The 25,932-nt window shown below is 71.9% G+C and carries 23 protein-coding genes and 1 pseudogene; 21 read left to right on the forward strand and 3 right to left on the reverse strand.

Annotated elements, in window-relative coordinates; all coding sequences use genetic code 11:
* Positions 1-60 precede the first annotated feature (60 nt).
* Entirely contained in the window at positions 61-915 is an 855-nt protein-coding gene (locus JIAGA_RS0105595; RefSeq protein ID WP_026874904.1) for a discoidin domain-containing protein, read from the reverse strand.
* Complete coding sequence (locus JIAGA_RS0105600; RefSeq protein WP_026874905.1) at positions 912-2,555, reverse strand: alkaline phosphatase D family protein; 1,644 nt, start codon at positions 2,553-2,555, stop codon at positions 912-914. The genes JIAGA_RS0105595 and JIAGA_RS0105600 overlap by 4 nt, the downstream gene beginning before the upstream one ends.
* 135 nt (positions 2,556-2,690) lie before the next feature.
* Here JIAGA_RS0105600 and JIAGA_RS0105605 point away from each other — a divergent pair, with 135 nt between their 5' ends.
* The 8 genes and pseudogenes from JIAGA_RS0105605 (at position 2,691) to JIAGA_RS0105640 (ending at position 10,876) form a co-directional block, all read left to right on the forward strand.
* A complete protein-coding gene (locus JIAGA_RS0105605; protein WP_026874906.1) occupies positions 2,691-2,915 on the forward strand; it encodes a type II toxin-antitoxin system CcdA family antitoxin in 225 nt (74 codons plus the stop codon).
* Entirely contained in the window at positions 2,912-3,316 is a 405-nt protein-coding gene (locus tag JIAGA_RS0105610; protein ID WP_035812124.1) for a type II toxin-antitoxin system VapC family toxin, read from the forward strand. Before JIAGA_RS0105605 ends, JIAGA_RS0105610 begins: the two co-directional genes overlap by 4 nt.
* A 224-nt stretch (positions 3,317-3,540) precedes the next feature.
* On the forward strand, positions 3,541-7,197 hold the full coding sequence (gene mfd, locus JIAGA_RS0105615; protein ID WP_026874908.1) for a transcription-repair coupling factor: 3,657 nt from the start codon (positions 3,541-3,543) through the stop codon (positions 7,195-7,197).
* 91 nt (positions 7,198-7,288) lie between these two features.
* Complete coding sequence (locus tag JIAGA_RS27775; RefSeq protein ID WP_169738826.1) at positions 7,289-7,864, forward strand: SurA N-terminal domain-containing protein; 576 nt, start codon at positions 7,289-7,291, stop codon at positions 7,862-7,864.
* Positions 7,861-8,814, forward strand: a complete 954-nt coding sequence (locus JIAGA_RS0105625; protein ID WP_211239525.1) for a nucleoside triphosphate pyrophosphohydrolase — start codon at positions 7,861-7,863, stop codon at positions 8,812-8,814. Before JIAGA_RS27775 ends, JIAGA_RS0105625 begins: the two co-directional genes overlap by 4 nt.
* Positions 8,815-9,399: 585 nt before the next feature.
* A pseudogene (locus tag JIAGA_RS34900) lies at positions 9,400-9,685 on the forward strand (transposase); the annotation flags it as partial.
* Positions 9,686-9,859: 174 nt separating this feature from the next.
* Positions 9,860-10,210, forward strand: coding sequence for a TFIIB-type zinc ribbon-containing protein (locus tag JIAGA_RS0105635; RefSeq protein ID WP_084469496.1), 351 nt, complete (start codon positions 9,860-9,862; stop codon positions 10,208-10,210).
* 18 nt (positions 10,211-10,228) lie between these two features.
* Positions 10,229-10,876, forward strand: coding sequence for a P-loop nucleotide/nucleoside kinase family protein (locus tag JIAGA_RS0105640; protein ID WP_026874912.1), 648 nt, complete (start codon positions 10,229-10,231; stop codon positions 10,874-10,876).
* Here the strand turns inward: JIAGA_RS0105640 and JIAGA_RS27780 are convergent.
* Positions 10,848-11,468 (reverse strand): TetR/AcrR family transcriptional regulator C-terminal domain-containing protein, encoded by a 621-nt coding sequence (locus JIAGA_RS27780; protein WP_051425765.1) that lies wholly within the window; start codon positions 11,466-11,468, stop codon positions 10,848-10,850. The two genes, JIAGA_RS0105640 and JIAGA_RS27780, sit on opposite strands and share 29 nt — an antisense overlap.
* A gap of 118 nt (positions 11,469-11,586) precedes the next feature.
* Between JIAGA_RS27780 and JIAGA_RS0105650 the strand changes: the two genes are divergently transcribed.
* The 13 genes from JIAGA_RS0105650 to JIAGA_RS0105715 all read left to right on the forward strand — a co-directional run bounded on the left by JIAGA_RS0105650 (position 11,587) and on the right by JIAGA_RS0105715 (position 25,929).
* Positions 11,587-11,973, forward strand: a complete 387-nt coding sequence (locus tag JIAGA_RS0105650; RefSeq protein ID WP_157552751.1) for a hypothetical protein — start codon at positions 11,587-11,589, stop codon at positions 11,971-11,973.
* A gap of 204 nt (positions 11,974-12,177) precedes the next feature.
* The gene (locus JIAGA_RS27785) at positions 12,178-13,227 is read left to right on the forward strand and encodes a LacI family DNA-binding transcriptional regulator (RefSeq protein ID WP_051425766.1); all 1,050 of its coding nucleotides are present in this window, start codon (positions 12,178-12,180) and stop codon (positions 13,225-13,227) included.
* Positions 13,224-14,531 (forward strand): sugar ABC transporter substrate-binding protein, encoded by a 1,308-nt coding sequence (locus tag JIAGA_RS0105665; RefSeq protein ID WP_084469497.1) that lies wholly within the window; start codon positions 13,224-13,226, stop codon positions 14,529-14,531. The genes JIAGA_RS27785 and JIAGA_RS0105665 overlap by 4 nt, the downstream gene beginning before the upstream one ends.
* A gap of 3 nt (positions 14,532-14,534) precedes the next feature.
* Positions 14,535-15,485 carry a carbohydrate ABC transporter permease gene (locus JIAGA_RS0105670; RefSeq protein ID WP_026874915.1) on the forward strand — a complete coding sequence of 317 codons (951 nt, stop codon included), beginning with the start codon at positions 14,535-14,537 and terminating at the stop codon, positions 15,483-15,485.
* A gap of 11 nt (positions 15,486-15,496) precedes the next feature.
* On the forward strand, positions 15,497-16,396 hold the full coding sequence (locus JIAGA_RS0105675; protein WP_084469498.1) for a carbohydrate ABC transporter permease: 900 nt from the start codon (positions 15,497-15,499) through the stop codon (positions 16,394-16,396).
* A gap of 22 nt (positions 16,397-16,418) precedes the next feature.
* Positions 16,419-18,278 carry a GH39 family glycosyl hydrolase gene (locus JIAGA_RS0105680; protein WP_026874917.1) on the forward strand — a complete coding sequence of 620 codons (1,860 nt, stop codon included), beginning with the start codon at positions 16,419-16,421 and terminating at the stop codon, positions 18,276-18,278.
* Between the two features lie 268 nt (positions 18,279-18,546).
* Positions 18,547-19,827 carry a phosphopyruvate hydratase gene (eno, locus tag JIAGA_RS0105685; protein WP_026874918.1) on the forward strand — a complete coding sequence of 427 codons (1,281 nt, stop codon included), beginning with the start codon at positions 18,547-18,549 and terminating at the stop codon, positions 19,825-19,827.
* 11 nt (positions 19,828-19,838) lie between these two features.
* Complete coding sequence (locus JIAGA_RS33700) at positions 19,839-20,456, forward strand: FtsB family cell division protein (RefSeq protein ID WP_084469499.1); 618 nt, start codon at positions 19,839-19,841, stop codon at positions 20,454-20,456.
* Positions 20,453-20,956: a DUF501 domain-containing protein gene (locus JIAGA_RS0105695; protein WP_026874920.1), complete on the forward strand. Its 504-nt coding sequence runs from the start codon at positions 20,453-20,455 to the stop codon at positions 20,954-20,956. The genes JIAGA_RS33700 and JIAGA_RS0105695 overlap by 4 nt, the downstream gene beginning before the upstream one ends.
* Positions 20,953-21,882: a Ppx/GppA phosphatase family protein gene (locus JIAGA_RS0105700; protein WP_026874921.1), complete on the forward strand. Its 930-nt coding sequence runs from the start codon at positions 20,953-20,955 to the stop codon at positions 21,880-21,882. The genes JIAGA_RS0105695 and JIAGA_RS0105700 overlap by 4 nt, the downstream gene beginning before the upstream one ends.
* Before the next feature lie 151 nt (positions 21,883-22,033).
* A complete protein-coding gene (locus JIAGA_RS0105705) occupies positions 22,034-23,164 on the forward strand; it encodes a hypothetical protein (protein ID WP_026874922.1) in 1,131 nt (376 codons plus the stop codon).
* Between the two features lie 82 nt (positions 23,165-23,246).
* Complete coding sequence (locus tag JIAGA_RS0105710) at positions 23,247-24,095, forward strand: uracil-DNA glycosylase (protein WP_245597119.1); 849 nt, start codon at positions 23,247-23,249, stop codon at positions 24,093-24,095.
* Positions 24,096-24,378: 283 nt separating this feature from the next.
* Positions 24,379-25,929: an ABC transporter substrate-binding protein gene (locus tag JIAGA_RS0105715; protein ID WP_026874924.1), complete on the forward strand. Its 1,551-nt coding sequence runs from the start codon at positions 24,379-24,381 to the stop codon at positions 25,927-25,929.
* Positions 25,930-25,932: the final 3 nt, after the last annotated feature.

Consider the following 25,932-nt stretch of genomic DNA (forward strand, 5'->3'; position numbering starts at 1 on the left):
CATGATCATGTTCCCTCGCGGTCGATCAGTGACCGCGAGGGAACATGATCACGGGATGGGTCAGCTGGTGAAGACCTCGACCTCGACCAAGCGCGAGTAGTCACCGTTGTTCGACGCGAGGCCTACGATCCGGACGGCGTCGGCGGTCACCGGCGGGAACGTCGACGTCACCCGGCCCGCGGAGTTGCCGCGCACCTCGTCGACGGTCTGCCAGCCGCCGTCCACCCGCACCTGCACGTCGAAGTCACGCAGCCCGTAGCGGGCGGCCGGGTAGCGGGCCGAGTCCAGCGTCCAGGTCTCCACCCGTCCGACGGTGGCCGGCGCGGCCATGGCGACGTCGTACGTGTCCGGGAAGACGCCGCTCGTGCCGTCGTTCCAGCCGGTCAGCGTGTCCCACTGCTCGGAGTCCGTGTTGCCGTCGGCCGCGCCGCACACGTCGAAGTTCGCGTGCGTCGACGACGCGGTCGCCTGCTCCCCGAGCGCCAGGTTGTCGCCCGGCCCCTTCGGCGGTAGCGGCAGCACCTCGACCGGCACGGTGAGCCGCGCACCGTCCGTCGTCACCCGCACGTCGTAGACGCCGGGCGCGGCGTCGCGCGGCACCGTCACGCCGACCCGCGCGGACACGGTGTGGTCCGGGTCCCAGGCGGGCAACCACGACGACACCAGCTCGCGGTCGAGCACGACCGGGCCGCCCGCTGCCAGCAACGCGTCGGCGTAGAGGTCCGCGGTGCTCGTGTTCGTCAGGCCGAGCTGGAACGAGCTGGGCAGGCAGGGCAGTCCGACCACCTCCACCCGCTCCGGCGTCGCCGACAGCCGGACGGGGTCGCGGTCCGGCCGGGCGGCCGTGCTGGCTGCCGCGCCGGCCACCCCGAGTACCGCGGTCGCCAGGACGACCACACCGATCTGCCGCTTCATCGCTGACCTCCCACGACGTGGATGGTGGGGTCGCCGTCGGCGACGGCGAGCCGGGCGCAGGTGGTGACGGCGCCGTCGGGGACGGTGACCCGGTCGGCCACGCGGAAGTCGGCCACCCACCGGTCGGGCGTGACCTCGACGCGCACGTAACCGCGCTGGAAGTTGCCGAACTTCACGTGCGGGTTCTCGTCGAGGATGGTCTGGCCACCCGGGTCGAGGTCGACGCCGTCGCGGCCGGAGCTGATGGACGTGCCGACGAACTCCGTCCCCACCACCGGTGCCGACTCGTCGGCGTAGTCGGCCTTCAGCTCCGACGCGACGCTGCGGTGCAGGTCGCCGGCGATGCTGACGAGGTTGCGCACGCCTCGTTCGTAGGCGCCGCCCAGAACCCGCTGCCGCGAGGCGACGTAGCCGTCCCAAGTGTCCATCGGCACGATCACCTCCGCTCCGGCCCGGGTGTCCAGCTGCGCTATCGCCGTCTGGTGGGCCAGCACCTCCCACCGCGCCGAGCGCTCGGCGAAACCGTCCAGCAGCCAGCGCTCTTGCTCCGCGCCGGTGATGGTGCGGTTCGGGTCCAGCGAGCCGGGGTTGGGCGGGTCGGAGCCGTCGCCGGCGGCCTGGTCGTCGCGGTACTGCCGGGTGTCCAGCAGGTTGAACCGGACCAGGTCGCCGTACTGGAACCGCCGGTACAACTGCAGGTCCGGGCCGGTCGGCGCCTGGGTCATCCGCACCGGCATGTGCTCCCACCAGGCCCGGAACGCGTTGGCGCGGCGGACCAGGAACTCCGGGCGGGTGGGGGTCGGTGTGTTGCCCTCTGGCACGTCGCCGGCCCAGTTGTTCTCCACCTCGTGGTCGTCCATGGTGACGATCCACGGCGCGGCGGCGTGCGCGGCCTGCAGGTCCGGGTCGGACTTGTAGAGCGCGTATCGGGCCCGGTACTCGTCCAGCGTGATCGTCTCGCGCAGGAAGTCGGCCGGGAGCTGCTGCTGACGCACCCCGGCGCCGACGCCCACGCCGTACTCGTACAGGTAGTCGCCGAGGTGGAAGACGACGTCGTGGTCCAGCGCCGCCAGGTCGCGGTAGGCGGTGTAGAAGCCCTCCCAGTACGCCTGGCAGGACGCGAACGCGAACGACAGCCCCGGTACCGGCTGCCCGGCGGCCGGCGCGGTGCGGGTACGCCCGACCGGGCTGACGTCGCGGCCCACCCGGAAGCGGTACCAGTAGTGCCGCCATGGACGCAGTCCCGTGACGTCGACGTGGACGCTGTACGACTGCTCGCGCCGCGCCCGGGCGGTGCCGCTGCGGACGACGCGGCGGAAGCCCTCGTCCTCGGCCACCTGCCACTGCACCAGCACGGGCCGTGGCCCCAGGCCGCCGAACGGCTCCAGCGGCCGCGGCGCCAGCCGGGTCCAGATGACGACGGCGTCCGGGAGCGGATCGCCGGACGCGACCCCGAGGGTGAACGGGTCGTCGGGCAGCCGGTTCAACTCGACGGCGGGCCCGTCCGCGGCCGCCAGGCCGGGCAGCGCACCCACCGCGGCCAGGCCCATGGCGGCGCCGGTGACGGTGAGGAACCTGCGCCGGGTCGCGTCGACGGCGTCGAGCCGGAGCGTCTGGAAAGGATCTCGGTCGGCAGTCACGCGCCAGAGCAGACCAGCCGCAACCGACGCCAAAGCGGACGAACAGTGACCGATAGGCGAACTTCCACCGGGTGTGCAGTCAGGGTCTCGTCGCTGGCCGTTGGCACCGCCGAGACATATGCGTACCATGTGTGTATGGCTCGGTTGAATGTCTACGTCCCCGATGACCTCGCCGAAGAGGTCAGGGCGTCGGGCCTCAACGTCTCGCAGGTCGCGCAGCAGGCGTTGCGGCAGGAGCTCGACCGGCACAGAGCGGAGACATGGCTGGACCACGTCCGTCGCCGCCGATACGCCGGTGTCACGCACGATCAGGCGATGGCTGCGTTGGACGACGCCCGGGACGAGCTCGGCGCGCCGTGACACTGGACGCCGTGGTGGTCGACGCGTCCGCCGTGGTCGACCTCGTCGTGCCGACCGAACGAGCTGATGCGGTGGCGAGAACCATCGAGGGCCGCGCTCTGCATGCCCCGGCGCACCTCGATGCGGAGTTGCTGAGCGCATTCGGGCGGCTTCACCGCGCCGGCGCGCTGTCCGAGGATGATGTCGTGGAGCTCATCGATGTCGTGCGGCGCATGCCGGTCGTCCGTCATGCCGTGCCTGACCTGCTGGACCCGGCATGGGAGCACCGGCACGACACCAGGCTGACGGATGCTCTGTACCTGGCATTGGCGCAGCGGCTCGAGACGTCGCTTGTCACCACGGACGCACGGCTGGCCCGGGCGGGCTCGGCGGCGAACGTAGTGGTCCCTCTCGAGGGTTAGAGCCTGCATCACACCGGAGCCCGCGACACCGGCGTGGCCGCGACGTGGACGAGGACTCAGTAGGGCCTCCAGACCGGTCCGGATCGCACCCCACACGCCATGCGGCCTGTACCGGTGAGCGGCGGCCGGGTTCGTGTCGTTGTCGGTGCCGCGGCGTAAACTCCGTATCAGCACCCCCTCTCCGGCCTGGTTTGGGGGCACGTCTGTGTGCCCGGAAGGCGAGCATGTCTCTCTACGGCCTCCTGTCCGCCCTGTTGGCCGACGACGGCGACACCGCGCTGCGCTCCGCCGTCGCCGATGCGCGCAGCGGTGCGGTCACCGCGCTGGATCTCACCGCGCCCCCGGCGCTGCGCTCGTTCGTCACCGCCGCGCTGGCCGACGACACCGTCGGGGCCGGCCGCACCGTGCTCGCCGTCACCGCCACCGGGCGGGAGGCCGAGGACCTCGCCGGCGATCTTCGCTGCCTGCTGCCGCCGGAGTCGGTCGCCGAGTACCCGGCGTGGGAGACGCTGCCGCACGAGCGCCTGTCGCCGCGCAGCGACACCGTCGGCCGGCGGCTGGCCGTACTGCGCCGCCTGGTCCACCCGGACGACGAGGCCGGCGGGCCGGTCAAGGTGATCGTGGCCCCGGTCCGCAGCGTCCTGCAGCCGCAGGTCGCCGGGCTGGCCGATCTGCGTCCGGTGCAGCTGCGCACCGGCGACGAGGCCGCACTCGACACCGTCGTGGAGCAGCTGGTCGCGGCCGCCTACGTGCGGGTCGACCTGGTCGAGCGGCGCGGCGAGTTCGCCGTGCGCGGCGGCATCGTCGACGTCTTCCCGCCCACCGAGGAACACCCGGTGCGGGTCGACTTCTGGGGCGACACCGTCGAAGAAATCCGCTACTTCACGGTCGCCGACCAGCGCTCCACCGACGTCGCCGAGCACGGGCTGTGGGCGCCGCCGTGCCGCGAGCTGCTCCTGACCGACGACGTCCGCCGGCGTGCGGCCGAGCTTTCGACCGAACTCCCTGAGCTTGCTGAGATATTGGAGAAGCTAGCCGCCGGGGTCGCCGTCGAGGGTATGGAGTCGCTGGCGCCGGTGCTGGTCGACCGGATGGAGATGCTCGTCGACCTGCTCCCCGCCGGCACCCACGTGCTGGTGTGCGACCCCGAGCGGGTGCGAACCCGCGCGCACGACATGGTCGCCACCAGCCAGGAGTTCCTCGACGCGTCCTGGGCGGCCGCGGCGAGCGGCGGCCGGGCCCCTATCGACCTGGGTGCCGCCGCGTACCACACGCTCGGCGACGTGCGGGCGCAGTCGATCCGGCACGGCCTGGCGTGGTGGAGCGTCAGCTCGTTCGGCATCGGCGCGGCCGAGGACACGGCGGGCGACGGTGCTGCGCGGGAGCGGGCCGACCTCGACGCCGACCTGTATGCCGTCGACCTCGGCGAGGACATGGTGCACGCCGGCGCCGTCGAGACCCGCGAGCTCGACGTCCGGCCGGCCGAGACCTACCGCGGCGACACCTCGCGCGCCATCGCCGACCTGTCCGGCTGGCTGGCCAGCGGCGGCCGCGCCGTCCTCGTCACCGGCGGGCACGGCACCGCGGAACGCGTGGTCGAGGTGCTCGGTGAGGCCGAGGTGCCGGCCCGTTACGTCGACGACATCGCCGCGGCGCCGGAGCCCGGCGTCGTCCAGGTCACCACCGGGGCGCTGACGCATGGCTTCATCGCCCAGTCGGCAGCACTGGCGGTGTTGACAGAAGACGACCTCACCGGACAGCGCGTCTCCACCAAGGGCACCGTCCGGATGCCCAGCCGCCGGCGCAACCAGGTCGACCCGCTGCAGCTCAAGCCGGGCGACTACGTGGTCCACGACCAGCACGGTGTCGGCCGCTACGTCGAGATGACGAGCCGCACCATCCAGGGCGCCACCCGCGAGTACCTCGTCGTCGAGTACGCGCCGTCCAAGCGCGGGCAGCCCGCCGACCGCCTCTACGTGCCGACCGACCAGCTCGACCAGGTCACCAAGTACGTCGGCGGCGACGCCCCAGGCCTGGACCGCATCGGCGGCAGCGACTGGGCCAAGCGCAAGGGCCGCGCCCGCAAGGCGGTCAAGGAGATCGCGGCAGAGCTGATCAAACTGTACGCCGCCCGGCAGGCCGCGCCCGGGCACGCCTTCGGGCCCGACACACCGTGGCAGGGCGAACTGGAGGACGCGTTCCCGTACGTCGAGACCATCGACCAGATGTCCACCATCGACGAGGTCAAGCGCGACATGGAGCGCTCGGTCCCGATGGACCGCGTCATCTGCGGCGACGTCGGCTACGGCAAGACCGAGATCGCGGTTCGGGCGGCGTTCAAGGCGGTGCAGGACGGCAAACAGGTCGGCGTCCTGGTGCCGACCACCCTGCTCGTGCAGCAGCACTTCGCGACGTTCGCCGAGCGGTTCGCGCCGTTCCCGGTGACCATCCGGGCGCTGTCTCGGTTCCAGTCGGACTCTGAAGCAGCAGAGGTGGTCGCGGGCCTCTTGGGCGGCAGCGTCGACGTGGTCATCGGCACGCACCGGCTCATCACCGGCGACGTCAGGTTCAAGAACCTCGGGCTGCTGATCGTCGACGAGGAGCAGCGCTTCGGCGTCGAGCACAAGGAGAAGCTCAAGCACCTGCGCGCCAACGTCGACGTGCTCACCATGTCCGCCACGCCGATCCCGCGGACGCTGGAGATGTCCATCACCGGCATCCGCGACATGTCCGTCATCACCACCCCGCCGGAGGAGCGCCACCCGGTGCTCACCTACGTCGGCGGGTACGACGAGAAGCAGGTCGGCGCCGCCATCCGGCGCGAACTGATGCGCGACGGCCAGGTGTTCTTCGTGCACAACCGGGTCGACACCATCGAAAAGGAGGCCGCCCGGCTGCGCGAGCTGGTGCCCGAGGCGCGGATCGCCACGGCGCACGGCCAGATGGGCGAGCACGCGCTGGAGCAGGTCATCAACGCGTTCTGGCAGCGCGAGGTCGACGTGCTCGTGTGCACCACGATCGTCGAGACCGGCCTGGACATCTCCAACGCCAACACGCTCATCGTCGACCGCTCCGAGCGGCTCGGGCTCTCGCAGCTGCACCAGCTGCGCGGCCGGGTGGGGCGGGGCCGCGAGCGCGCCTACGCGTACTTCTTCTACCCGCGCGAGACGCCGCTGACCGAGGAAGCGCACGAGCGGCTGGCCACCATCGCCCAGCACTCCGACCTGGGCGCCGGCATGCAGGTGGCCATGAAGGACCTCGAGATCCGCGGCGCGGGCAACCTGCTGGGCGGCGAGCAGTCCGGGCACATCGCCGACGTCGGCTTCGACCTGTACGTCCGGCTGGTGGGGGAGGCGGTGGCCGACTTCCGGGGCGACTCCGCGGAGACGGTCCCCGAGGTGCGCATCGAACTGCCCGTCGACGCGCACATCCCGCACGACTACGTCGCCAGCGAACGGCTGCGGCTGGAGGCTTACCGGCGACTGTCCGAAGCGATCGACGAGGCCGCCGTCGACTCCGTCCTGGAAGAGCTGCAGGACCGGTACGGCACCCCGCCGGAGCCCGTGGGCAACCTGCTGGAGGTGGCCCGGTTCCGGGCGCACGCGCGCCGCGCCGGCCTCTCCGAGGTCACCATCCAGGGCACCTACGTGCGGTTCGCGCGGGTCCAGCTGGCCGACTGGCAGCGGGTTCGGCTGAGCCGGCTCTACCCCAAGTCACTGGTGAAGGACGCCGTCGACACCATCCTGGTGCCGCGGCCGAGGCCCACCGGCATCGGTGTGCCGCAACTGCGCGGCGTCGAGCTGCTGGCCTGGGCGCGGAAGGTCATCGACGATGTCCTCGCCCACCAGCCCGAAGCGGCCGGCGCCGGCCGGGCTGGATAAGATGCGGCGCGGGCCATCCGTGCCGGGCGAAGCGGGCCATCCGGGCCGGGCGAACCCGACGCACACCGACGCACCGACGAAGAGGATCACCGTGCCGACCATCCGACGCATCATCACGGCGTCCCTGGCCGCCGTCGCGGCCGTGTCGCTGGCCGCCTGCGACGCCGAGCAGATCGGTTCCGCCGTCGTGATCGACGGCGAGCGGTACACCGTCGAGGACCTGCAGAACGAGGTCGACCACGTCGAGCAGCTCGAGGGGTTCGACGTCGAGGCCGCCGGGGGGATGCCCGCGTTCCAGCGGCAGGTGCTGACCCGGTACATCCAGCACCAGATCTTCCTGCGGCTGGCCGAGGACGAAGGCATCGAGATCACCGAGGCCGACATCGACGCAGCCATCGAGCAGTTCGAGCAGCAGTCCGGCGGCGACCTGACGCCCGCGCTGGAGCAGAGCGGCTACACCGAGGACGCGTTCCGTGCCGGCGTCGCCGACCAGCTGATCGCCGAGGCCTACGCCTCCGACACCGGTGCCGACAACGCCGTCCTCACCCAGACCATCATCGAGGTCGGCGACACGATGGACATCGAGGTCAACCCACGGTACGGCACATGGGGCGAGGACCTCGCCGTCAGCGCCGACACCGGGTCCATCTCCGAACCGGCGCAGTGATCTCTCCCGGCCGGCTGGTCCTGCTCGCCACCAGCCCGCGGGTGGCGCCGGGCCTGCTGTCCGGGCGGGCCTGGGAGCTGCTGCGGGCCGGCCGGGTGCTGGCGGACGACGCGTCGCACCCGCAGCTCGAAGCACTCCGCGCGGCCGGCGTCGACGTGACGCTCGTCGACGAGCCGCCGTCCGTTGCCGCGGACGGCGAACTGGTGGTGTGGCTGCTGCCGCCGGACGACGACGGCGCCGAGGCGCTCGCGGCCGCGCCGGGCGCCCAGGTGGTCGTCGGCTCGGCGGACCTGCCCGGCGCCCGGCTGCTGGACCTCGTCGCCGTCATGGACCGGCTGCGCTCGCCAGGCGGCTGCCCGTGGGACGCCGAACAGACACACCGCAGCCTGGCGACGTACCTGCTGGAAGAGACCTACGAGACGCTCGAGGCGATCGAAGCGGGTGACGACGACGACCTGCGCGAGGAGCTCGGCGACCTGCTGCTCCAGGTGGTGTTCCACGCCCGGCTGGCGCAGGAGCGCACGGCCACGCCATGGTCCATCGACGACGTCGCCGCCGGCATCGCGCAGAAGCTGATCCGCCGCCACCCGCACGTGTTCGCCGACGCGCACGCGCCCACCGCCTCCGACGTCGGGGAGCGGTGGGAGAAGCTGAAGCGCGCCGAGAAGGGCCGCGAGTCCGCCGTCGACGGTGTCCCGCTCGCGCAGCCGGCGCTGTCGCTGGCGGCGAAACTGGTGCACCGGGTCGAGAAGGCCGGGGTGACGGTGCCGACGCGCGAGATCCCCCTGCCGCCGGTGGCCTCGGCCGAGGACGTCGGCGACGCCCTGTTCGCGCTGGCTCGCACCGCCCGCGAACTCGGCGTCGACCCCGAGCAGGCGCTGCGCGACGCCGCCCGCCGCTACGTCAGCGCCGTTCGCGCCGCCGAGTCACCTCCGCCGCCCCCGAAATGAGGCTCTTCTGACGCTTCCGTGGGCGTCACGTCCGGGGAGCCGATTGCCTGCCTCGTCGCACACTCGGCGAGCTTCACATCGTCGTTCCCGGTGGTGGCTGTAGAGCAGGTTGCCGCACTGTGCACCGTTCGGGTCACGTCACTCGCCACGCGGTCGGACTCTGGCGTTTTCACCGTCCGGTACGGCCTTCGAGGCGAGTGACGTGACCTGAAGGCCCGCTACGTGACCCGGCGACGACACATGTGGGCGGGTGGCCGGCTGGCCGCGGACTCCTGCAGGCGACCCCTGTGCCCTGGGGCGGAGTCGCTCGTGCACCTTGGCACGCGATATCGGCGCCTTGGTACGCGAACTCATCGCTCGAGAGTCCAGTTTCTCCCGGTTCGCGGAGTGATATCGCGTACCAAGGCGCGAACCGCGCGATCTGTCCGCCGCGCCTCCAAGGGGCAACACTCCAGCCGGGCAACCGTCGCACGCGGCCAGGCGGCCAGGCGGCCAGCAGCAGGCGAACTCCCGCTTCGGCAGGCAAGCATCCATGGTGCGGCGGGAACACCCATGCCGAACGTGATCATTTCCGGCTCTTGTGATCTGGCGAAGTGGCTGGCGTGGACCCAGCGCTGCCGCATCCCGGTCTTCGTGAACCTCGGACGAAAGATCAACAAGCGCCTCCACGCGATCCACGCCACCCTCGAACACGGCCTGTCCAACGGGCTCATCGAATCGACCAACACCAAGATCCGCCTCATCACCCGCGTCGCCTTCAGGTTCAATGACCCCGACGCCCTCATCGCCCTGGCCATGCTCTCCCTCAGCTACCGACCCGCCCTCCCCGGCCGATGACCACCCACGGATCGGGTCGGAGAGTCGGAAATGATCACGTCCCCCATGGGTGTTCCCGCTCCACCAGGAATGCTTGCCACCTGTGGCGGGAGAACGCCTGGGGGCCCCTTCCGAAAGGCCGCTCCCCGCGACGGGAACCGCGGCCGGCGCGGGTAGCGTTGCTCCCCACAGACGACCGCGTCGACGTCGTCGAAGAGAGGGATGGACCGTGACCTGTCCGAAGTGCGGCGGCTCGATGAGGACGTTCGACCGCCTGGGCATCCATGTCGAGCAGTGCGACGCCTGCAAGGGCATCTTCCTCGACAAGGGCGAGCTGGAGCAGATCGTCGCCGCCGAGGAGCAGTACAACGCCGCGCCTCCGCCGCCGCTGGAGTACGGCGGCCCGCAGCAGCCCCCGCCGCCGCAGTACCGTGGCCGCCCGGACAGTCCGGGGCCGCGGTTCCGTGGCCGCCCCGACAGCCCGTCCCCGTACGGCTACGGCCGCGGCGGCTACTCCGATTCGCCGCGTCCCTACGGCAAGCGGCGCAAGCGCAGCATCTTCGACCAGCTCTTCGACTGAGCCGTTCGTCCGTCACCCGTGAACCTGCTCGTCTGTGAACGCTGCGGCGAGCGCACCGATCACCCCCAGGTCGAGTCCGGTGCGTTCGTGCGGTGCGTCCATTGCGGGCACCGCTGGCCGTTCCAACGGCTGCCGCTGCTGTGCGTGACCGGCCCGAGCGGCACCGGCAAGTCCGCCGTCGCCCGGCTGCTGGTGGACTCGCTGGCCGACCGGTTCGTCGTCCTGGAACAGGACGTGCTGTGGCAGGCCGGCCTGCGCGACGACGGCGGCGACCACCGGGTCTTCCGGTCCGCCTGGCTGCGGATGGCCGCGATGGTCCACCAGAGCGGCCGGCCGGTGGTACTGGTCGGCACGGTGGTCCCGCAGGAGCTGGAGCCGCTGCCGGAGCGGCCGTTGTTCGAACGCATCGACTATCTGTGCCTCACGTGCGATCCCGCCGTGCTGGCCGAGCGGCTGCGGGCGCGGCCGGCGTGGCGGGAGTGGGACGAGCCCCGCATCGCCGAGATGCTCGACTACGCCGCATGGATCTGCGAGAACGCCGCGCAGTTCGAGCCGCCGATGACGTTGCTGGACACCACCCAGGCGCCGGTCGACGAGACGGCCGCCGCGGTCCGCGAGTGGGTCGTCGGCCAGCCGGTCAGCGGAGCGCGGCCGCCTCTGCCCTGATACCCGCCACCAGCAGCCGGACGCCGTACCGGTACTGCTCCTCCGACCCGACGGTGAACAGCTCCGCGCCCGGCGGAGCCGACGGCAGCGCTTCCAGCACCGTGCTCGCCTGGTGCCAGCGGTCGTCGCGGCTGCCGGCACGCACCGCCATCGCCAGTCCGGCCGCGATGTAGGCCACCAGGGCCTGGGATGCTCGCACCGCTTCCGCCGGCGGGAGCCCGGCGTCGCCCAGCGCCGTCAGCATCGCGGCCGCGAGCCGCCGGCCGTTCTCGCCCAGCGGTGGCCTGGACGCCACATGAGCCGCGATGCCTGGGTGTCGCAGCGCCGCCGCCCGGACGTCGTCGGCCACGCGCCGCAGCCGGTCGTCCCACGCCGTCGCCGGGTCAGGAACGGGGACGTCGGCGAGCGCGAGGTCCGCGACGGCGTCCAGCATCGCCATCCGGTCGGCGAAGTGCCGGTAGAGGGCCATCGGGTCGCAGCCCAGCTCGGCGGCGATGCGGCGCATGGTCATCGCTTCCGCGCCTTCGCGGTCGCCCAGCTGGAGGGCCGCGGTCGCGATCGACAACGGGGTCAGGAACGGGGTGCGCGCCACAGCTCCATCCTGCCGTCGTCGACTTGGGAATGTCTACGACGTAGACACGCACGCAGAGGGCTGTCTACGCTGTAGACACGCGTCCGGCTCCGTTCGAAGGGAACCCACTGTGATCACCATGGCCCGCCTGGTTGCGGCCGCGACGAGCCTCGTCACGTTCGCGTACCTGTTCCTGCACGACTCGTGGCGCGCGGACAACCTGTTCCTGGTGCCGGACCTGCTGTTGTGCGCGCTGCTGCTCGCCGGCGCGATGACGCCCACGGCGTGGGTGGTGCCGGTGTTGTCGGCCGGGTTCGCACTGACGGCCGGGGTCCTCGTCACGTCGGTGTCGTCGTATGCCGTCGACGGTGAGCTCGGGGTGCCGAGCCTCCTCGGCGTGCTGCTCAGCGCCGTCATGGTCGTGCTGCTGGCGCGCCGGCAGGTCCAGCGGCACCCGGCCCGGCCGGTGCGGGACGGCGAACGCGCGGCGGCGGTCGGCCCGGCCGCCGGTCCCACCGTCCCCTAGGCGAGTTCCCGCCTCACCAGGCAAGCATTCATGGTGGAGCGGGCACACCCATGCTCCACGTGATCATTCGGGAGCCGGGTATGAGGGTGTCGCCGCAGGTCAGTGCTGCCTACCTCCTGCGGAGGCTTGACAGGTCCGTCATGATGCCCGAATGTAGCCGATGTAACCGGTTAATGTAACCGGTATCAGAGGAGCGTCCGGGCCATGACCGAACACGACGGAGATGCCGTCAAGCGGCGGCGGGCGTCCGCCCGCGCCAGTGTCACCATCCGCGACGTCGCGCGCCATGCCGGGGTCTCGGTCGCCACCGTGTCGCGCGCCCTGCGCGGTAGCGACCTCGTACACCCGGCTACCCGCGAGCGGGTCGACGCCGCCATCGAGGAGCTGCGGTTCACCCCCAGCCAGCTCGGCCGCTCTCTGGCCGAGCGGAGACACGCCGCCAACGGCATCGTCTTTCCCGACCTGTCCGGCCCGTTCTACGCCGAGGTCGTGCTGGGTTACGAGGAGGTCGCGGCCACCCTCGGACGCTCGGTACTCATCCTGTCCACGCACAACCGCGACTCCGCCGACGACATGGTGCTCGACCTCGCCGGCCGGGTCGACGGGCTGGCCGTCTTCGGCCGCACCGTGCACGACGACGTCGTCGCCGAGGTCGTCCAACGCGGCGTCCCGGTCGTGCTCATGGCCCGCACCGAGGTCGCCGGAGCCGACTCCGTCCGCACCGAGAACGTGCTCACGGCGCACGCCGTCGTCGAGCACCTGGCCGCGCACGGGCACCGGCGGATGGTCTTTCTCGGCGACCCGGTCGACTCCACCGACGTCTCCGAGCGGTGGACCGGATTCCGGGACGCGCTCCAGCAGGCCGGTCTCGAGGCACCCGAGCAACCGATCACCGCGGGCTTCAAGGAGGACGACGGCGTCCGCGCTGCTGCCGACCTGCTGGCCGGCGGGCTACCGGACGTCGTGGTCTGCGCGAACGACGAACTCGCGCTCGGCCTCGTGGAGGCGCTGGCCGGCGCGGGGGTGCGGGTACCGGACGACGTCGCCGTCACGGGGTGGGACGACGTCATGGCGGCGCGCTACGCCGGGCTGACGACGGTGCGCCAGCCGATGCGCGACATGGGGGCCCGGGCGGCCCGGATGCTCGACGCCCGGATCAGCGGGGACGGTTCCGAACCGCGTCACGACGTACTCACCACCCAGCTGGTGGTCCGCCGAACCTGCGGGCCCCACCCTAAGGAGGCTCATCGATGAGTCGACACAGTTTGCCCTCGGCGTCCCGGCGGCGACGCCGCACACGTAGCGCGACCATCGCGGTCGTCACCGCGACGGCCCTCGCCCTGGCCGCCTGCGGCCGCGACGACGACGGCTCCGACGGCGAAGCCGCCCCCGCCGAGGAGATATCGGAGGGCCCGGCCACGGGGACCATCGAGGTCTGGGCCATGGGCACCGAGGGCGAGGAGCTCGGCGCGTTCCTGGCCGGCTTCGAGGAGGAGAACCCCGAGGTCACCGTCGAGGTCACACCGGTGCCGTGGGAAGGCGCGCACGACCGCATCGCCACCGCCATCGCGGCCGGCGAGACCCCGGACGTCAGCCTCATCGGCACCACGTGGATGGGCGAGTTCGCCGAGACCGGCGGACTGGAACCCACACCCACCGACCTGTTCAACGAGGACGACTTCTTCCCCGGGCCGTGGGACTCCACCGTCGTGGACGGCACCTCGTACGGGGTGCCCTGGTACGTCGAGACCCGGGCGCTGTTCTACCGAACCGACCTGGCCCAGCAGGCCGGCCTGGAACCGCCCACCACCTGGGACGACCTGAAGGCGTTCGCGCAGGGCCTGCAGCAGGCCGGCGCCGAGCAGGGCATCTACCTGCAGCCGGGCCAGGGCGGTTCCTGGCAGACCTTCATGCCGTTCGCCTGGCAGAACGGCGCCACGCTGACCGACGGCGACACCTACACGCTGGACAGCCCGGAGATGACCGAGGCGCTGGAGTTCTACACGTCGTTCTTCACCGAGGGCCTGTCGCAGGACACGGTGCTGCAGCCCGGAGCGCTGGAGCAGCTGTTCGCCGACGGCGCCATCGGCTCGTTCAGCTCCGGACCCTGGCACATCGGGCTGGTCCGCGACGCCGGCGCCGAGGGTGACTTCGACGTCGTCCCCCTGCCCGGTCTCGACGAGGCGCCCGGCGCGTCGTTCGTGGGCGGCGGCAACCTGGCCGTCTTCACCGACTCCGACAACAAGGACAGCGCCTGGAAGCTGGTCGACTACCTCACCCAGGTCGACGTGCAGCAGGCCTGGTACGAGGCCATCACCGACCTGCCGTCGAAGCCGGCGGCCTGGGAGGACGGGCCGCTGACGGAGGACGAGATGGTCGCCACGTTCGGTGAGCAGCTCGAGCACACCGAGGCGCCGCCGGCCGTCCCCACCTGGGAGCAGGTCGCCGCCGTCATCGACGCCAATGTCGAGGCTGCCGTCCGCGGCACCATGAGCGCCGCCGACGCCGTCGCCGACATGCAGTCGCAGGCGTCGTCCATCGGGACCGGATTGCAGTAGCCGATGGCCACCGCCACCTCGGCTCCGGCGGACCGCCCGGCACCCGTGGGCGGCCCGCCGGCCAGACGCCGCCGGACGCTGATGCGGCGGCGGCAGGCGCGCACGGCCTGGCTGCTGGCCATCCCGTTCCTCCTGCTGTTCGCCGCGTTCACCGCGGGCCCGGTGCTCGCGTCACTGTTCATGAGCTTCACCGACATGCGCAGCACCGACCTGCGTACGCCGCTGAACGTGGAGCTCGCCGGGCTGGACAACTACACCCAGCTGTTCGGCGACCCGCTGTTCCGGAAGGTCGCGGTCAACACGGCGATCTTCGTGCTGGTCGGCGTGCCGCTGACCATGGGACTCGCGCTGGCCGCCGCGGTCGGGCTGAACAGCATCACGCGGCTGCGCGCCTTCTTCCGGCTCGGCTACTACCTGCCGGTCGTCACCAGCATCGTCGCCGTCGCCGTGGTGTGGCGGTTCCTGCTGCAGCCGGACAGCGGCCCGATCAACCAGGTGCTCAGCGTCGTCGGCATCGACGGGCCGAACTGGCTGGGCAGCACCTCCCTGGCGCTGCCGTCACTGATCGCCATGGCCGCGTGGCGCAACCTCGGCACCCTGATGGTGATCTTCCTGGCCGGGCTGCAGACCGTGCCGAAGGAGATGCTGGAGGCCGCGGAGGTCGACGGCGCCGGGCGGTGGCAGCGCTTCCGGTACGTGACCCTGCCGCTGCTGCGCCCGACCCTGCTGTTCGGCGCGGTCATCACCGGCATCGGCTACCTGCAGTTCTTCGAGGAGCCGTACGTCATGACCCGCGGCGGCCCGCTGAACGCCACCCGGTCGGTGTCCTTCTACATCTACGACCACTTCGGTTTCGGCAACTACGGCTACGCCGCGGCGGCCAGTTACGTGCTGTTCGTGGCGATCGTGGTGCTGACGGCCGTCCAGTTCCGGCTGCTGCGGCCGAAGACGTGAGGTGAGCGACGATGACCACCTACACCCCGCCACCGGCCGGCATCGACGACGACGCCGGCACGCCCGCTCCCGCCCCCGGCGGAGGCGGCGGGAACGAGCGGAAGCCGTCCCGCTGGCTCTACGTGGTGCTGGCCGTCGGCGTTCTGGTCATGGCGCTGCCGTTCGTGTGGATGCTGCTCTCCTCGGTCAAGCCGGAGGCCGAGGTGCGCTCGGTGCCGCCGACCTGGCTGCCGGAGACGTTCACGCTGGAGAACTACCGCGAACTGTTCGACCGGCTGCGGTTCCCCACCTACTTCTTCAACTCCACCCTGGTCGCGGTGGTGGTGACCGCTGGGAATCTGGTCTTCGGCTCGATGCTCGGCTACGCGCTGGCCAAGCTCGATTTCCGCGGCAAGCGGGTGGTGTTCGGGCTGGTCCTGGGGACGCTCATGGTGCCCGGCATGGTCACCTTCGTGCCGCTGTTCGTGCTGGTCAGCAACATGGGGCTGACGAACACGTTCCCCGGGCTGTTCCTGCCGTACCTGGTCGGCCCGTTCGGGGTGTTCCTGATGCGGCAGTACTTCCTCGGCCTGCCCGACGAGCTCATCCAGGCCGCCCGGGTGGACGGCGCGGGCGAGCTGCGCATCTTCTGGAGCGTCATGCTGCCGCTGACCGGGCCGGCGCTGGCGACGCTGGGCATCCTGACCTTCCTGACGTCGTGGAACAACTTCCTCTGGCCGCTCGTCGTCGCGCAGACCGAGGACATGTACACCCTGCCGGTGGCGCTGGCGCTGTACTCGGTGGGACAGAACGCCACCCAGTACGGGCTGCTGCTGGCCGGCGCGGTGGTCGTGGTGGTCCCGGTGATCGCGCTGTTCCTGGCGGTTCAGCGCTACTTCGTCCAGGGCATCGCCATGACCGGGATCAAGTGAGAATCGCGAGAGGACCTGATACGTGAGCAGTGACACCGACGCCCGATCCGACTTCGAGACGAGGCTGGGCAAAGCCAGCGGCGCGGCGGCCGGCACCGAGGTGGCGCTGCCGGCTCCGGACGGCTTGACCGCCCGGCCCGGCCGTGGCCAGGTCACCCTGAGCTGGGAGCCGGTCGCCGGCGCGGCCGGATACCTGGTGCACGTCGCCGCCTCGGAGGACGGTCCGTTCGAGCCGCTGGACCACCTGGGCCGCGACGTCCTCGCCGTTCCGCACGGCCCGTACGTCGACACGACCGGCACACCGGGGGAGCAGCGGTGGTACGCGGTGGCGGCCGTGCCCGACGTCGACCAGGTGGGGACGCTGAGCGCGCCGGTGTCGTCGGCGTCCCTGCCGGATGACGACGGCGGCGAGCCGGTCACCGTCGTCGTCGTCGACGGCGGCGGTGACGACGGCGAGCTGGACCGGCCGTGGCGGCTCATGATCGGCAGCGAGCACCTGTCGCACGCACTGTCGACCGAGCGCACCGGCGGGCAGGAGATCGGCGCCGAGCTGCGGGCCGCGCTGAAGGCCGCGCACGACGAGCTCGGCGTGCGGATGGTGCGCGCCCACGCCATCCTCGGCGACGACCTCGGCGTCTACCGCGAGGTCGACGGCCAGCCCGTGCACGACTTCAGCGGCGTCGACCGCGTCTACGACATGGTGCTCTCGCTCGGGCTGAAACCCGTCGTGGAGATCTCCTTCATGCCGCACGACCTCGCCGCGGACCCGTCGGCGACGGTGTTCGAATACGGGGCGATCATCTCGCCGCCGAAGGACTGGGACCGCTGGTACGACCTGGTCCGGGCGTTCGTCGCGCACCTGGTCGACCGGTACGGCCTGGACGAGGTGCGCGACGAGTGGGCCTTCGAGGTCTGGAACGAGGCCAACCTCGAGGTGTTCTGGTCCGGCACCCCCGACGAGTTCTTCCGCCTGCACGAGGTGACCGCCCGCGCCGTCAAGGACGTCGACCCGGGGCTGCGGGTGGGCGGTCCGTCGTCGGCGGCGGCCGGCTGGGTCGACCAGCTGCTCGCGTACACCGAGGAGGCCGGCATCCCGCTGGACTTCGTCTCCACCCACACCTACGGCTCGCCGCCGCTGGACCTGCGCCCGATCCTGGAGCGGCACGGCCGCGCCGGCGTCCCGATCTGGTGGACCGAGTGGGGCGTCACCCCCACGCACTTCAACGAGGTCAGCGAGTCGGTGTTCGCCGCGGTCTTCCTGCTGCGCGGGATGCGCTCGGCGATGGACCGGCTGGAGTCGCTGTCGTACTGGGTGGTGTCGGACCACTTCGAGGAGCTGGGCCGGCCGCCGGCGCTGTTCCACGGCGGCTTCGGCCTGCGCACCGTCGGTGAGCTGCGCAAGCCGCGGTGGTGGGCGCTGGCCATGCTGGAGGCGTTGCCGTCGCGGCGGCTCCCGGTCGCGCTGTCCGGCGACGGCGCCGGCGCGCTGGTGGAGGCGCTGGCCGCGACGTCGCGCGATGCGGACGGCCGGGTGGCCGCGCTGGTGTGGAACGGGACGCTGGACCAGTCGAAGGCGGCCGGGTCCGACGTCCTCGGCCGCCGGGTGGTGCTGCGGTTCACCGGCCTGGCCGACGGCACGTACGAGTTGCGCCACCACCGCGTCGACGACGACCACTCCTGCGTCCCGGCGGTGTGGCGGCGCATCGGCGGCGGCGCGGACTGGCCGTCGGACGAGCAGTGGGCCGAGTTGCGGGCCGCGGACCGGCTGGACGAGCTCCACCCGCCCCGCCGGGTGACGGTGACCGGCGGCACCGTGGACGTCGAGTTCGACCTGCCCAACCCGGCGATGTCCCTCGTGGAGCTGCACCCCGCCTCCGGGTGATCCACCGGGCGCTACTACCGCTCCATGGGTACCAGCCCCCTGTCGATCACGTCGTGGGGTTCCCCTGGTCCCATGTGCTGGTGGCTGTGGCGGGACGTACGGGTCGAAACTGGCCGTTTGGCGCACGGCCGGGCTGCACGGATGCCACGAGCGGGCCGGGTAGGCTGCGGGCGTACGAGCGTGCAGCGCCGCCGTCGTCTCTGCGCCCGCGTACGACCAAGCAGCAGACGACAGCAGTAGGCGACAGCGACACATCGCGGGAGACACAGTGGCCACGATCGAAGCAATCGGAGCGCGGGAGATCCTCGACTCGCGGGGCAACCCGACCGTCGAGGTCGAGGTCGCGCTCGACGACAGCACCATCAGCCGGGCGGCGGTGCCGTCCGGGGCGTCCACCGGCGCGTTCGAGGCGGTCGAACTGCGCGACGGCGACGCCGCCCGTTACCTGGGCAAAGGCGTGGAGAAGGCCGTCACCGCCATCATGGACGAGGTGGCTCCGGAGCTGCTCGGCTTCGACGCCACCGACCAGCGGCTGGTCGACCAGGCCCTGATCGACCTCGACGGCACGCCGAACAAGTCCAAGCTGGGCGCCAACGCCATCCTGGGTGTCTCGCTGGCGGTGGCGAAGGCCGCCGCGGAGTCGGCCTCCCTGCCGCTGTTCCGTTACCTGGGCGGGCCGAACGCGCACCTGCTGCCGGTGCCCATGATGAACATCCTCAACGGCGGCGCGCACGCGGACAGCAACGTCGACATCCAGGAGTTCATGATCGCGCCGATCGGCGCCGAGACCTACCGCGAGGCGCTGCGCTGGGGCGTCGAGGTCTACCACACGCTGAAGGGTGTGCTGAAGGAGCGCGGGCTGTCCACCGGCCTCGGTGACGAGGGCGGTTTCGCACCGAACCTGCCGAGCAACCGCGACGCGCTCGACATCATCGTCACCGCCATCGAGAAGGCCGGCTTCACGCCGGGTTCGCAGGTGGCGCTGGCCCTCGACGTCGCCTCGACCGAGTTCTACGCCGAGGGCGCGTACACGTTCGAGGGCAAGAACATCTCGGCAGCCGAGCTCACGAAGTACTACGAGGAGCTCGTCGCGGCCTACCCGCTGGTCTCCATCGAGGACCCGCTGGCCGAGGACGACTGGTCCGGCTGGGCGGCGCTGAACGACGTGCTCGGCAGCAAGGTGCAGATCGTGGGCGACGACCTGTTCGTCACCAACCCGGAGCGGCTGGCCCGCGGCATCAAGGACCACGCCGCCAACTCGCTGCTGGTCAAGGTCAACCAGATCGGCTCGCTCACCGAGACCTTCGACGCGGTCTCGCTGGCGCAGCGCTCCGGCTTCACCTGCATGATCAGCCACCGGTCCGGCGAGACCGAGGACACCACCATCGCCGACCTCGCCGTCGCCACCAACGCCGGCCAGATCAAGACCGGCGCCCCGGCGCGGTCCGAGCGGGTTGCCAAGTACAACCAGCTGCTGCGCATCGAGGAGGAGCTCGACGACGCCGCCCGCTACGCCGGCGCCTCGGCCTTCCCGCGGTTCTCGGCCTAGAAGGAGCAGCCATGGCCACGTCGCGTCGTTCGCCCAGAGCCCGCCCTTCCGCGGGCGCTGGCACGACGCGACGACCGGGGGCGGGGCGGTCGAGCCGTCCGGCACCCCGCGCGGCCCGCGGTTCCGGCGCCGGCCGGTCCCGTACCAGCGTCGACCCGGCCACGCCGGCCGGCGCCCCGCCCGGGCCTCCGCCACCGCCGCCACGCCGGCCGCAAGCTCGCGGCGGCCGCCCGTCGGTCACCGGCCGCGCGGCCGTCCTGGCGCTGGTGCTCGCCGTCCTCCTGGTGTCGTACGCCTACCCGCTACGGGCCTGGTTCGACCAGCACCGGGAGCGTTCGGAGTTGCAGAGCGAGGCTGCCGAGCTGGAGGCCTCGGTCGAGCGGCTCGAGCAGGAGTTGCGGTTGTGGGAGGACCCCGCGTACGTCGCGGCCGCCGCTCGTGAGCGGCTCAACTTCGTGCTCCCCGGCGAACAGAGCTACATCGTGGTGTCGGACGACACCGTGGACGACGACGCCGTGGGTGCCGACGGGCTGCCGCCGGCCGGCAACGGCACCTGGTACGAGCGCCTCTGGGCGTCCGTGACGTTCGCCGACGCCGCACCGCCCGACGGTTCCGAGGACGGCGAGTGATCGCACCCCAGCCCAGCCAGCTCGACCTCGAGACCGTCACCCAGCAGCTCGGCCGCCCGGTCCGGGGCGTGCGCTCCATCGCGGCCCGTTGCGGCACCGGCCACCCGTCCGTCGTCGAGACCGAACCGCGGCTGCCCGACGGCACCCCGTTCCCGACGCTCTACTACCTGACCTGCCCGCGGGCCGTGGCCGCCGCGTCCACCCTGGAATCGCTGGGCCTGATGCGCGAGTGGACCGACGAGCTGGCCGCCGACGCCGAGCTGGCCGCGGCCTACCGGTCCGCGCACGAGTCGTACCTCGCCCGGCGCGAGGCCATCGGGCACGTCGAGGAGATCGCCGCCGTGACGGCGGGTGGCATGCCCGACCGGGTCAAGTGCCTGCACGTGCTGGTGGCGCACAGCCTCGCCGCCGGTCCTGGTGTGAACCCGCTGGGCGACCGGGCGCTGGAGCTGATGGCGCCGTCGTGGCGGCCCACCGCTTGCGACTGGAGGCCGGCATGACCCGTGTCGCCGCCATCGACTGCGGCACCAACTCGGTCCGGCTGCTGGTCACCGACCTCGTCGACGGCCGACAGGCCGACCTGGACCGGCGGCTGGAGATCGTCCGGCTCGGTCAGGACGTCGACCGCACCGGCCGGCTCGCCCCTGAGGCGCTGGAGCGTACGTTCGCCGCGCTGCACGGATACGCCAACGTCATCGACTCCCTCGGGGTGGAGCGGGTCCGGATGGTCGCCACCAGCGCCACCCGCGACGCCGCGAACCGCGACGAGTTCGTCGCCGGTGTCGTGGGCGTTCTCGGTGTCGAACCCGAGGTGGTGTCCGGCGCCGCCGAGGCCGGGTTGTCCTTCGACGGGGCGGTGCGTGGGCTGGCGGGGTCACCCGGCGACGCGGGCGGGCCGTACCTCGTCGTCGACATCGGCGGCGGGTCGACGGAGCTGGCCCTCGGCACGTCCGGGGTGACGGCCGCCCGCAGCGTCGACATCGGCTGCGTCCGGCTCACCGAGCGGCGCTTCCGCGCCGACCCGCCGTCGCCCGACGACGTCGCAGCCGCCCGCGCCGACATCGAGGCCGCCCTCGACGACGCCGCCGGCGTGGTGCCGCTCGGCGAGGCCCGCACGTTGATCGGCCTGGCCGGATCGGTGACCACGGTCGCCGCGCTGCACCTGGGGCTGCGGAACTACGACTCCACGGCCATCCACCACAGCCGCATCCCGGCTGGCCAGGTGCGTGCTATCAGCGACCAGCTGCTGGCGATGCCCCGTGCGGAGCGCGCCGCACTGGGGCCGATGCACCCCGGCCGGGTCGACGTCATCGCCGCCGGCGCTCTGGTGCTGCGCTGCGTCGTCGACCGCGCCGGGGTCGACGAGGTCCTGGTCAGCGAGCACGACATCCTCGACGGCATCGCCTGGAGCTTGGCGCCGGCCTGACAGCCTTCACAACCGGTGCCCGGGGCCGGCGTCCGGCGCCGGCCGGCGAGACGTCGTCCGCCGTTCAACGCGCGGGGGTGGTGCGGTTCGCCGCCGGCCGGTCACCATCGACGCCACGGGGTGCCGCCGAGCTCGAAGGAGACGTCACGACATGCCCGCTGCCCTGACCCGCCGCACCGTCCTCGCCGGGGCGTCCGCCGCCGGCCTCGCGTTCGCGTTGCCCGGCGTCGCCGCCGCGCAGTCCACCGCGTATGCCGCCTTCCGCGTCGTCCGAACCCGCCCGGACACGCCGAGCCGGCCGGAGATCACCCTGCCCGCCGGGTACCAGATCCTGGCCGGCGATCGGTATTCCGTGGCCAGCCGTGCCGAGTACTACACGTTCGTCACCGGGCCGCGGAACGACGCCGGCATCGATGTCGGCATCCGGTGGCCGGGCGTCGCCGTCGAGACCGTCGTCCACCAGGACACCCACCTGCCGATGCGCCCGGACCCGCTCGACCGCGACCGGTTCACCGTCACGCTGCCGGTCCGGCTGTCCACCGCCGACGCGAACCAGCCCACCTTGCAGGTGTGGAGTCACCCGGACGTCCGGCCGGGTATGCATTGGCGCATCGAGCACAACGACCCGGACCGGGTGGCCGGCCCGTGGACGACGGTGCCGTGGCCGGCCGGCCAGGTGCGCTCGGTGATCCACCAGTTGGTCGCGGCGCACCTCATCTGCCAGGAGTCCGGGCTGGTGGCGACGGCGGCCGCGAAGGGCCACCGGTTCGTCCTCATGGGCTTCGAGACCAACAACACCCTGCACGCGGACAACCCGCCGCACTGGCACATCTCCTACAACTCGGGTCCGGACTTCAGCGCCAGGACCCACAATCCGCACTTCTGGCTCGACGGCGACGGCCGCAACTACTACAACGGCATGGACGTCACCGGCCTGGGCCGGCTGCGCTACTACGTCGGCGACCCGGCGCCGGTGTACGACTTCGTCGGTTCCGCGAACGGCGGCCGCGGCGACCTCGTCGTCACCTTCACCCTGCGCGAGGACGGGGGCATCGACATCGCGCCGCCGAGCGGTCCGGCGTACGCCATCGCCGCCGGTCGCGCCGGCGACCTGCTCGACGAGGTGACCGTGCTGCGCGGCGGCGAGCCGTGGCTGCGGGTGTCGACGACGGACCGGGTCGGGCTGGGCGTGCTGTCGATCGCGGTGGAGGGTCTGGCCGACCGGGCCGAGAGCCGCTCGACCGTGCTGCGCTACGACCGTCTCACAGGCGTCCTGCGCTGACTCCCATGATCATGTTCCCTCGCGGGCCGGAGAGGCCCGCGAGGGAACATGATCACGGCCCGGGCTTGGCAGAATGGCGTGCGTGCAACCGCATCCGATCACGGGGAAGCCGTTCGCCAGCCCGGTCCCGCCGGGGACCGGTTGGCCGGACGACCCCGCGGATGCCGCGACGCCGGTGGCCACGTCCGCCGACGACGTCGAGGCGCTGGCGGCCGGCGCGTCGCTGGACGAGGTGACGGCGCGGTCGTCGGTGTGCCGGGCCTGCCCGCGGCTGGTCACCTGGCGTGAGGACGTCGCCGCGGCCAAGCGGAAGTCGTTCGCCGGCCAGCCGTACTGGGGCCGGCCCACGCCCGGCTGGGGCGACCCGGAGCCGGGCATCCTGATCATCGGGCTGGCGCCCGCGGCCAACGGCGGCAACCGCACCGGGCGCATCTTCACCGGCGACCGCAGCGGCGACTGGCTGTTCGCCGCCCTGCACCGGGCCGGGCTGGCCAACCAGCCGACGTCCGAGCACGCCGGCGACGGACTGCGGCTCACCGGTGTCCGGGTGGCCGCCACGGTGCGCTGCGCCCCGCCGGACAACAAGCCGACCCCGGCCGAGCGGGACGCCTGCGCACCGTGGATCGAGCGCGAGACCGAGCTGCTGCTGCCGTCAATGCGGGCCGTCGTCGCGCTGGGCTCGTTCGCGTGGACGGCGGCGTTGCGCACGCTCGGCCGGTCCGGGCTGGCGGTGCCGCGCCCGCGTCCGGTGTTCGGGCACGGCGCGGAGGCGGAGCTGAGCCCGTCGCCGGAGCCCGGCGCGGCGCCCCACCCGGTGGTCGTCGTCGGCAGCTACCACCCCAGTCAGCAGAACACGTTCACCGGCAAGCTCACCGAAGCGATGCTCGACGACGTCTTCGGGCGCGCACGGCAGCTCGCCGGGCTCGGGTAGGGATTCCAGGTCGTGGCTACGAGCCGGTCCACCACCGGGGGTTCTCCCGCCTCACGGGGCAAGCATTCCTGGTGAAGCGGGAGGACCCATGCCGGACGTGGCCATTTCTTTCTCTCGAAAAGGTGTCTGACCTGGGCGGATGGTGTCGTCTGCGCTGCCAGGGCCGGGCTGGTCGAGTTGAAATGCCCGCGACTGACGTCCAGGATGGGGCCGCCCGTGCTTATCGTTCGGCTGAACGATAAGCCTTGGCCGGAAGTGCTCAGCACCAACACCGGGAGGCACCGTGACGTCCGCGATCGACCGCCGCAGCCTGCTCGCCGGCGCTCTCGGCGGCGCTGCGGCACTCGGTCTCGCGGCCTGCGGCGCGCCCGCCCTCAGCGTCCCGGACCGGGCCGCCACCGGTACCGCCCGCGGCGGCGGGACGATGCGCATCGCCAGGCCCGCCGCGAGCGCGGCCGAGACGCTGGACCCCGCCAGCTCGCTGTCGGCGTACGAATACCTCGGAGCGATCTACAACCGGGTCGTCCGCCTGGACCGCAACGGCGAGACCGTCCCCGACCTCGCGACGGACTGGTCGCTCAACGCCGACGCGACGGTATGGGACTTCCGGCTGCGGTCCGGGGTGCGCTTCCACGACGGCCGGGCGCTGACCGCACGCGATGTCCGCTACACGTTCCAGCACATCCTCGACCCCGAGGTGGCCTCGCCACAGGCCGGGACGCTCTCGCTCATCGAGAGCATCGACGCTGTCGACCCGACGACGGTGCGGTTCCGGCTCAGCACCCCGAACGCCGAGTTCCCGTCGCTGCTCACGGCATACCAGTGCTACGTCATCCCCGAGGACTCCGCGGACACGATCGGGAGCACCGGCATCGGGACCGGACCCTTCGTGCTCGACAGCTACACCCCCGCGGGCGCCGGTGCGGTCCGGGCCAACGAGGACTACTTCGACGGCCGGGCCACCCTCGACCGGATCGAGTTCTTCTCGATCCAGGACACCTCGGCCAGGGTCAACGCTCTGCTGTCGCGGCAGGTGGATCTGCTGTCGCAGACCAACCTCGACAACCCGACCGCGCGGGTGGTGGCCAACTCACTCGGGACCACGGTCGCGACGGTCCCGAACGCGCAGTGGTACACGATCCCGATGCTCGCCACCAGCGAGGAGTTCGCCGACCCCTTGATGCGCCGGGCCATGAAGCTGGCCTACGACCCGCAGGCCGTGCTGGCGACCGCGCTGCAGGGCACCGGCACGCCGGGCTGGGACAACCCCGTCCCGCCGCAGCTCAGCGCGTTCCTGGAGTACGAGCGCGAGTACGACCCCGACCAGGCACGCGCGATCCTCAAGCAGCTCGGCCGTGAGGACTTCACCACCCGCATCCACACGTCGGCGTACGAGCCGAACTTCACCGCGATCGCGACGGCCTACGCGGCCCAGGCCGCACAGGCCGGTATCGACCTGCGCATCACGAACGAGGCCGCCGACTCCTACTACACGCAGATCTGGATGGCCCGGCCGCTCATGGTGAGCTACTGGTTCACCGGCCGCCCGGTGGACCAGCTGCTCAACCAGATCTTCCGCTCCGGGTCGAGCTACAACGAGTCGGCGTGGTCGAACCCGCAGTTCGACCAGCTGCTCGACGCGGCGCGTGCCGACACGACCGAGGCGACGCGTCGCCAGAAGTACCAGGACGCGCAACGGCTCGTCATCGACGACGGCGCCGCCATGACGCCGGTCTTCGGCGACCGCCTCGTCGGCCTGTCGGAGGACGTCGTCAACTACGACGAGTACGGCTTCGAGTTCGACTACCTGGCCCTCGGCCTGACGGAGGGCTGATCC

The sequence above is a fragment of the Jiangella gansuensis DSM 44835 genome (genome assembly GCF_000515395.1).
GTDB classification, from domain to species: Bacteria; Actinomycetota; Actinomycetes; order Jiangellales; family Jiangellaceae; genus Jiangella; species Jiangella gansuensis.

Bases quoted from the DNA above. Each gene is read 5' to 3' on its own strand.
- JIAGA_RS0105595 (WP_026874904.1), bottom strand. From the start codon at position 915: ATGAAGCGGCAGATCGGTGTGGTCGTCCTGGCGACCGCGGTACTCGGG.
- JIAGA_RS0105605 (WP_026874906.1), top strand. From the start codon at position 2,691: ATGGCTCGGTTGAATGTCTACGTCCCCGATGACCTCGCCGAAGAGGTC.
- mfd (WP_026874908.1), top strand. From the start codon at position 3,541: ATGTCTCTCTACGGCCTCCTGTCCGCCCTGTTGGCCGACGACGGCGAC.
- JIAGA_RS0105650 (WP_157552751.1), top strand. From the start codon at position 11,587: ATGGCCCGCCTGGTTGCGGCCGCGACGAGCCTCGTCACGTTCGCGTAC.
- JIAGA_RS27785 (WP_051425766.1), top strand. From the start codon at position 12,178: ATGACCGAACACGACGGAGATGCCGTCAAGCGGCGGCGGGCGTCCGCC.
- JIAGA_RS0105665 (WP_084469497.1), top strand. From the start codon at position 13,224: ATGAGTCGACACAGTTTGCCCTCGGCGTCCCGGCGGCGACGCCGCACA.
- JIAGA_RS0105670 (WP_026874915.1), top strand. From the start codon at position 14,535: ATGGCCACCGCCACCTCGGCTCCGGCGGACCGCCCGGCACCCGTGGGC.
- JIAGA_RS0105675 (WP_084469498.1), top strand. From the start codon at position 15,497: ATGACCACCTACACCCCGCCACCGGCCGGCATCGACGACGACGCCGGC.
- JIAGA_RS33700 (WP_084469499.1), top strand. From the start codon at position 19,839: ATGGCCACGTCGCGTCGTTCGCCCAGAGCCCGCCCTTCCGCGGGCGCT.
- JIAGA_RS0105700 (WP_026874921.1), top strand. From the start codon at position 20,953: ATGACCCGTGTCGCCGCCATCGACTGCGGCACCAACTCGGTCCGGCTG.
- JIAGA_RS0105705 (WP_026874922.1), top strand. From the start codon at position 22,034: ATGCCCGCTGCCCTGACCCGCCGCACCGTCCTCGCCGGGGCGTCCGCC.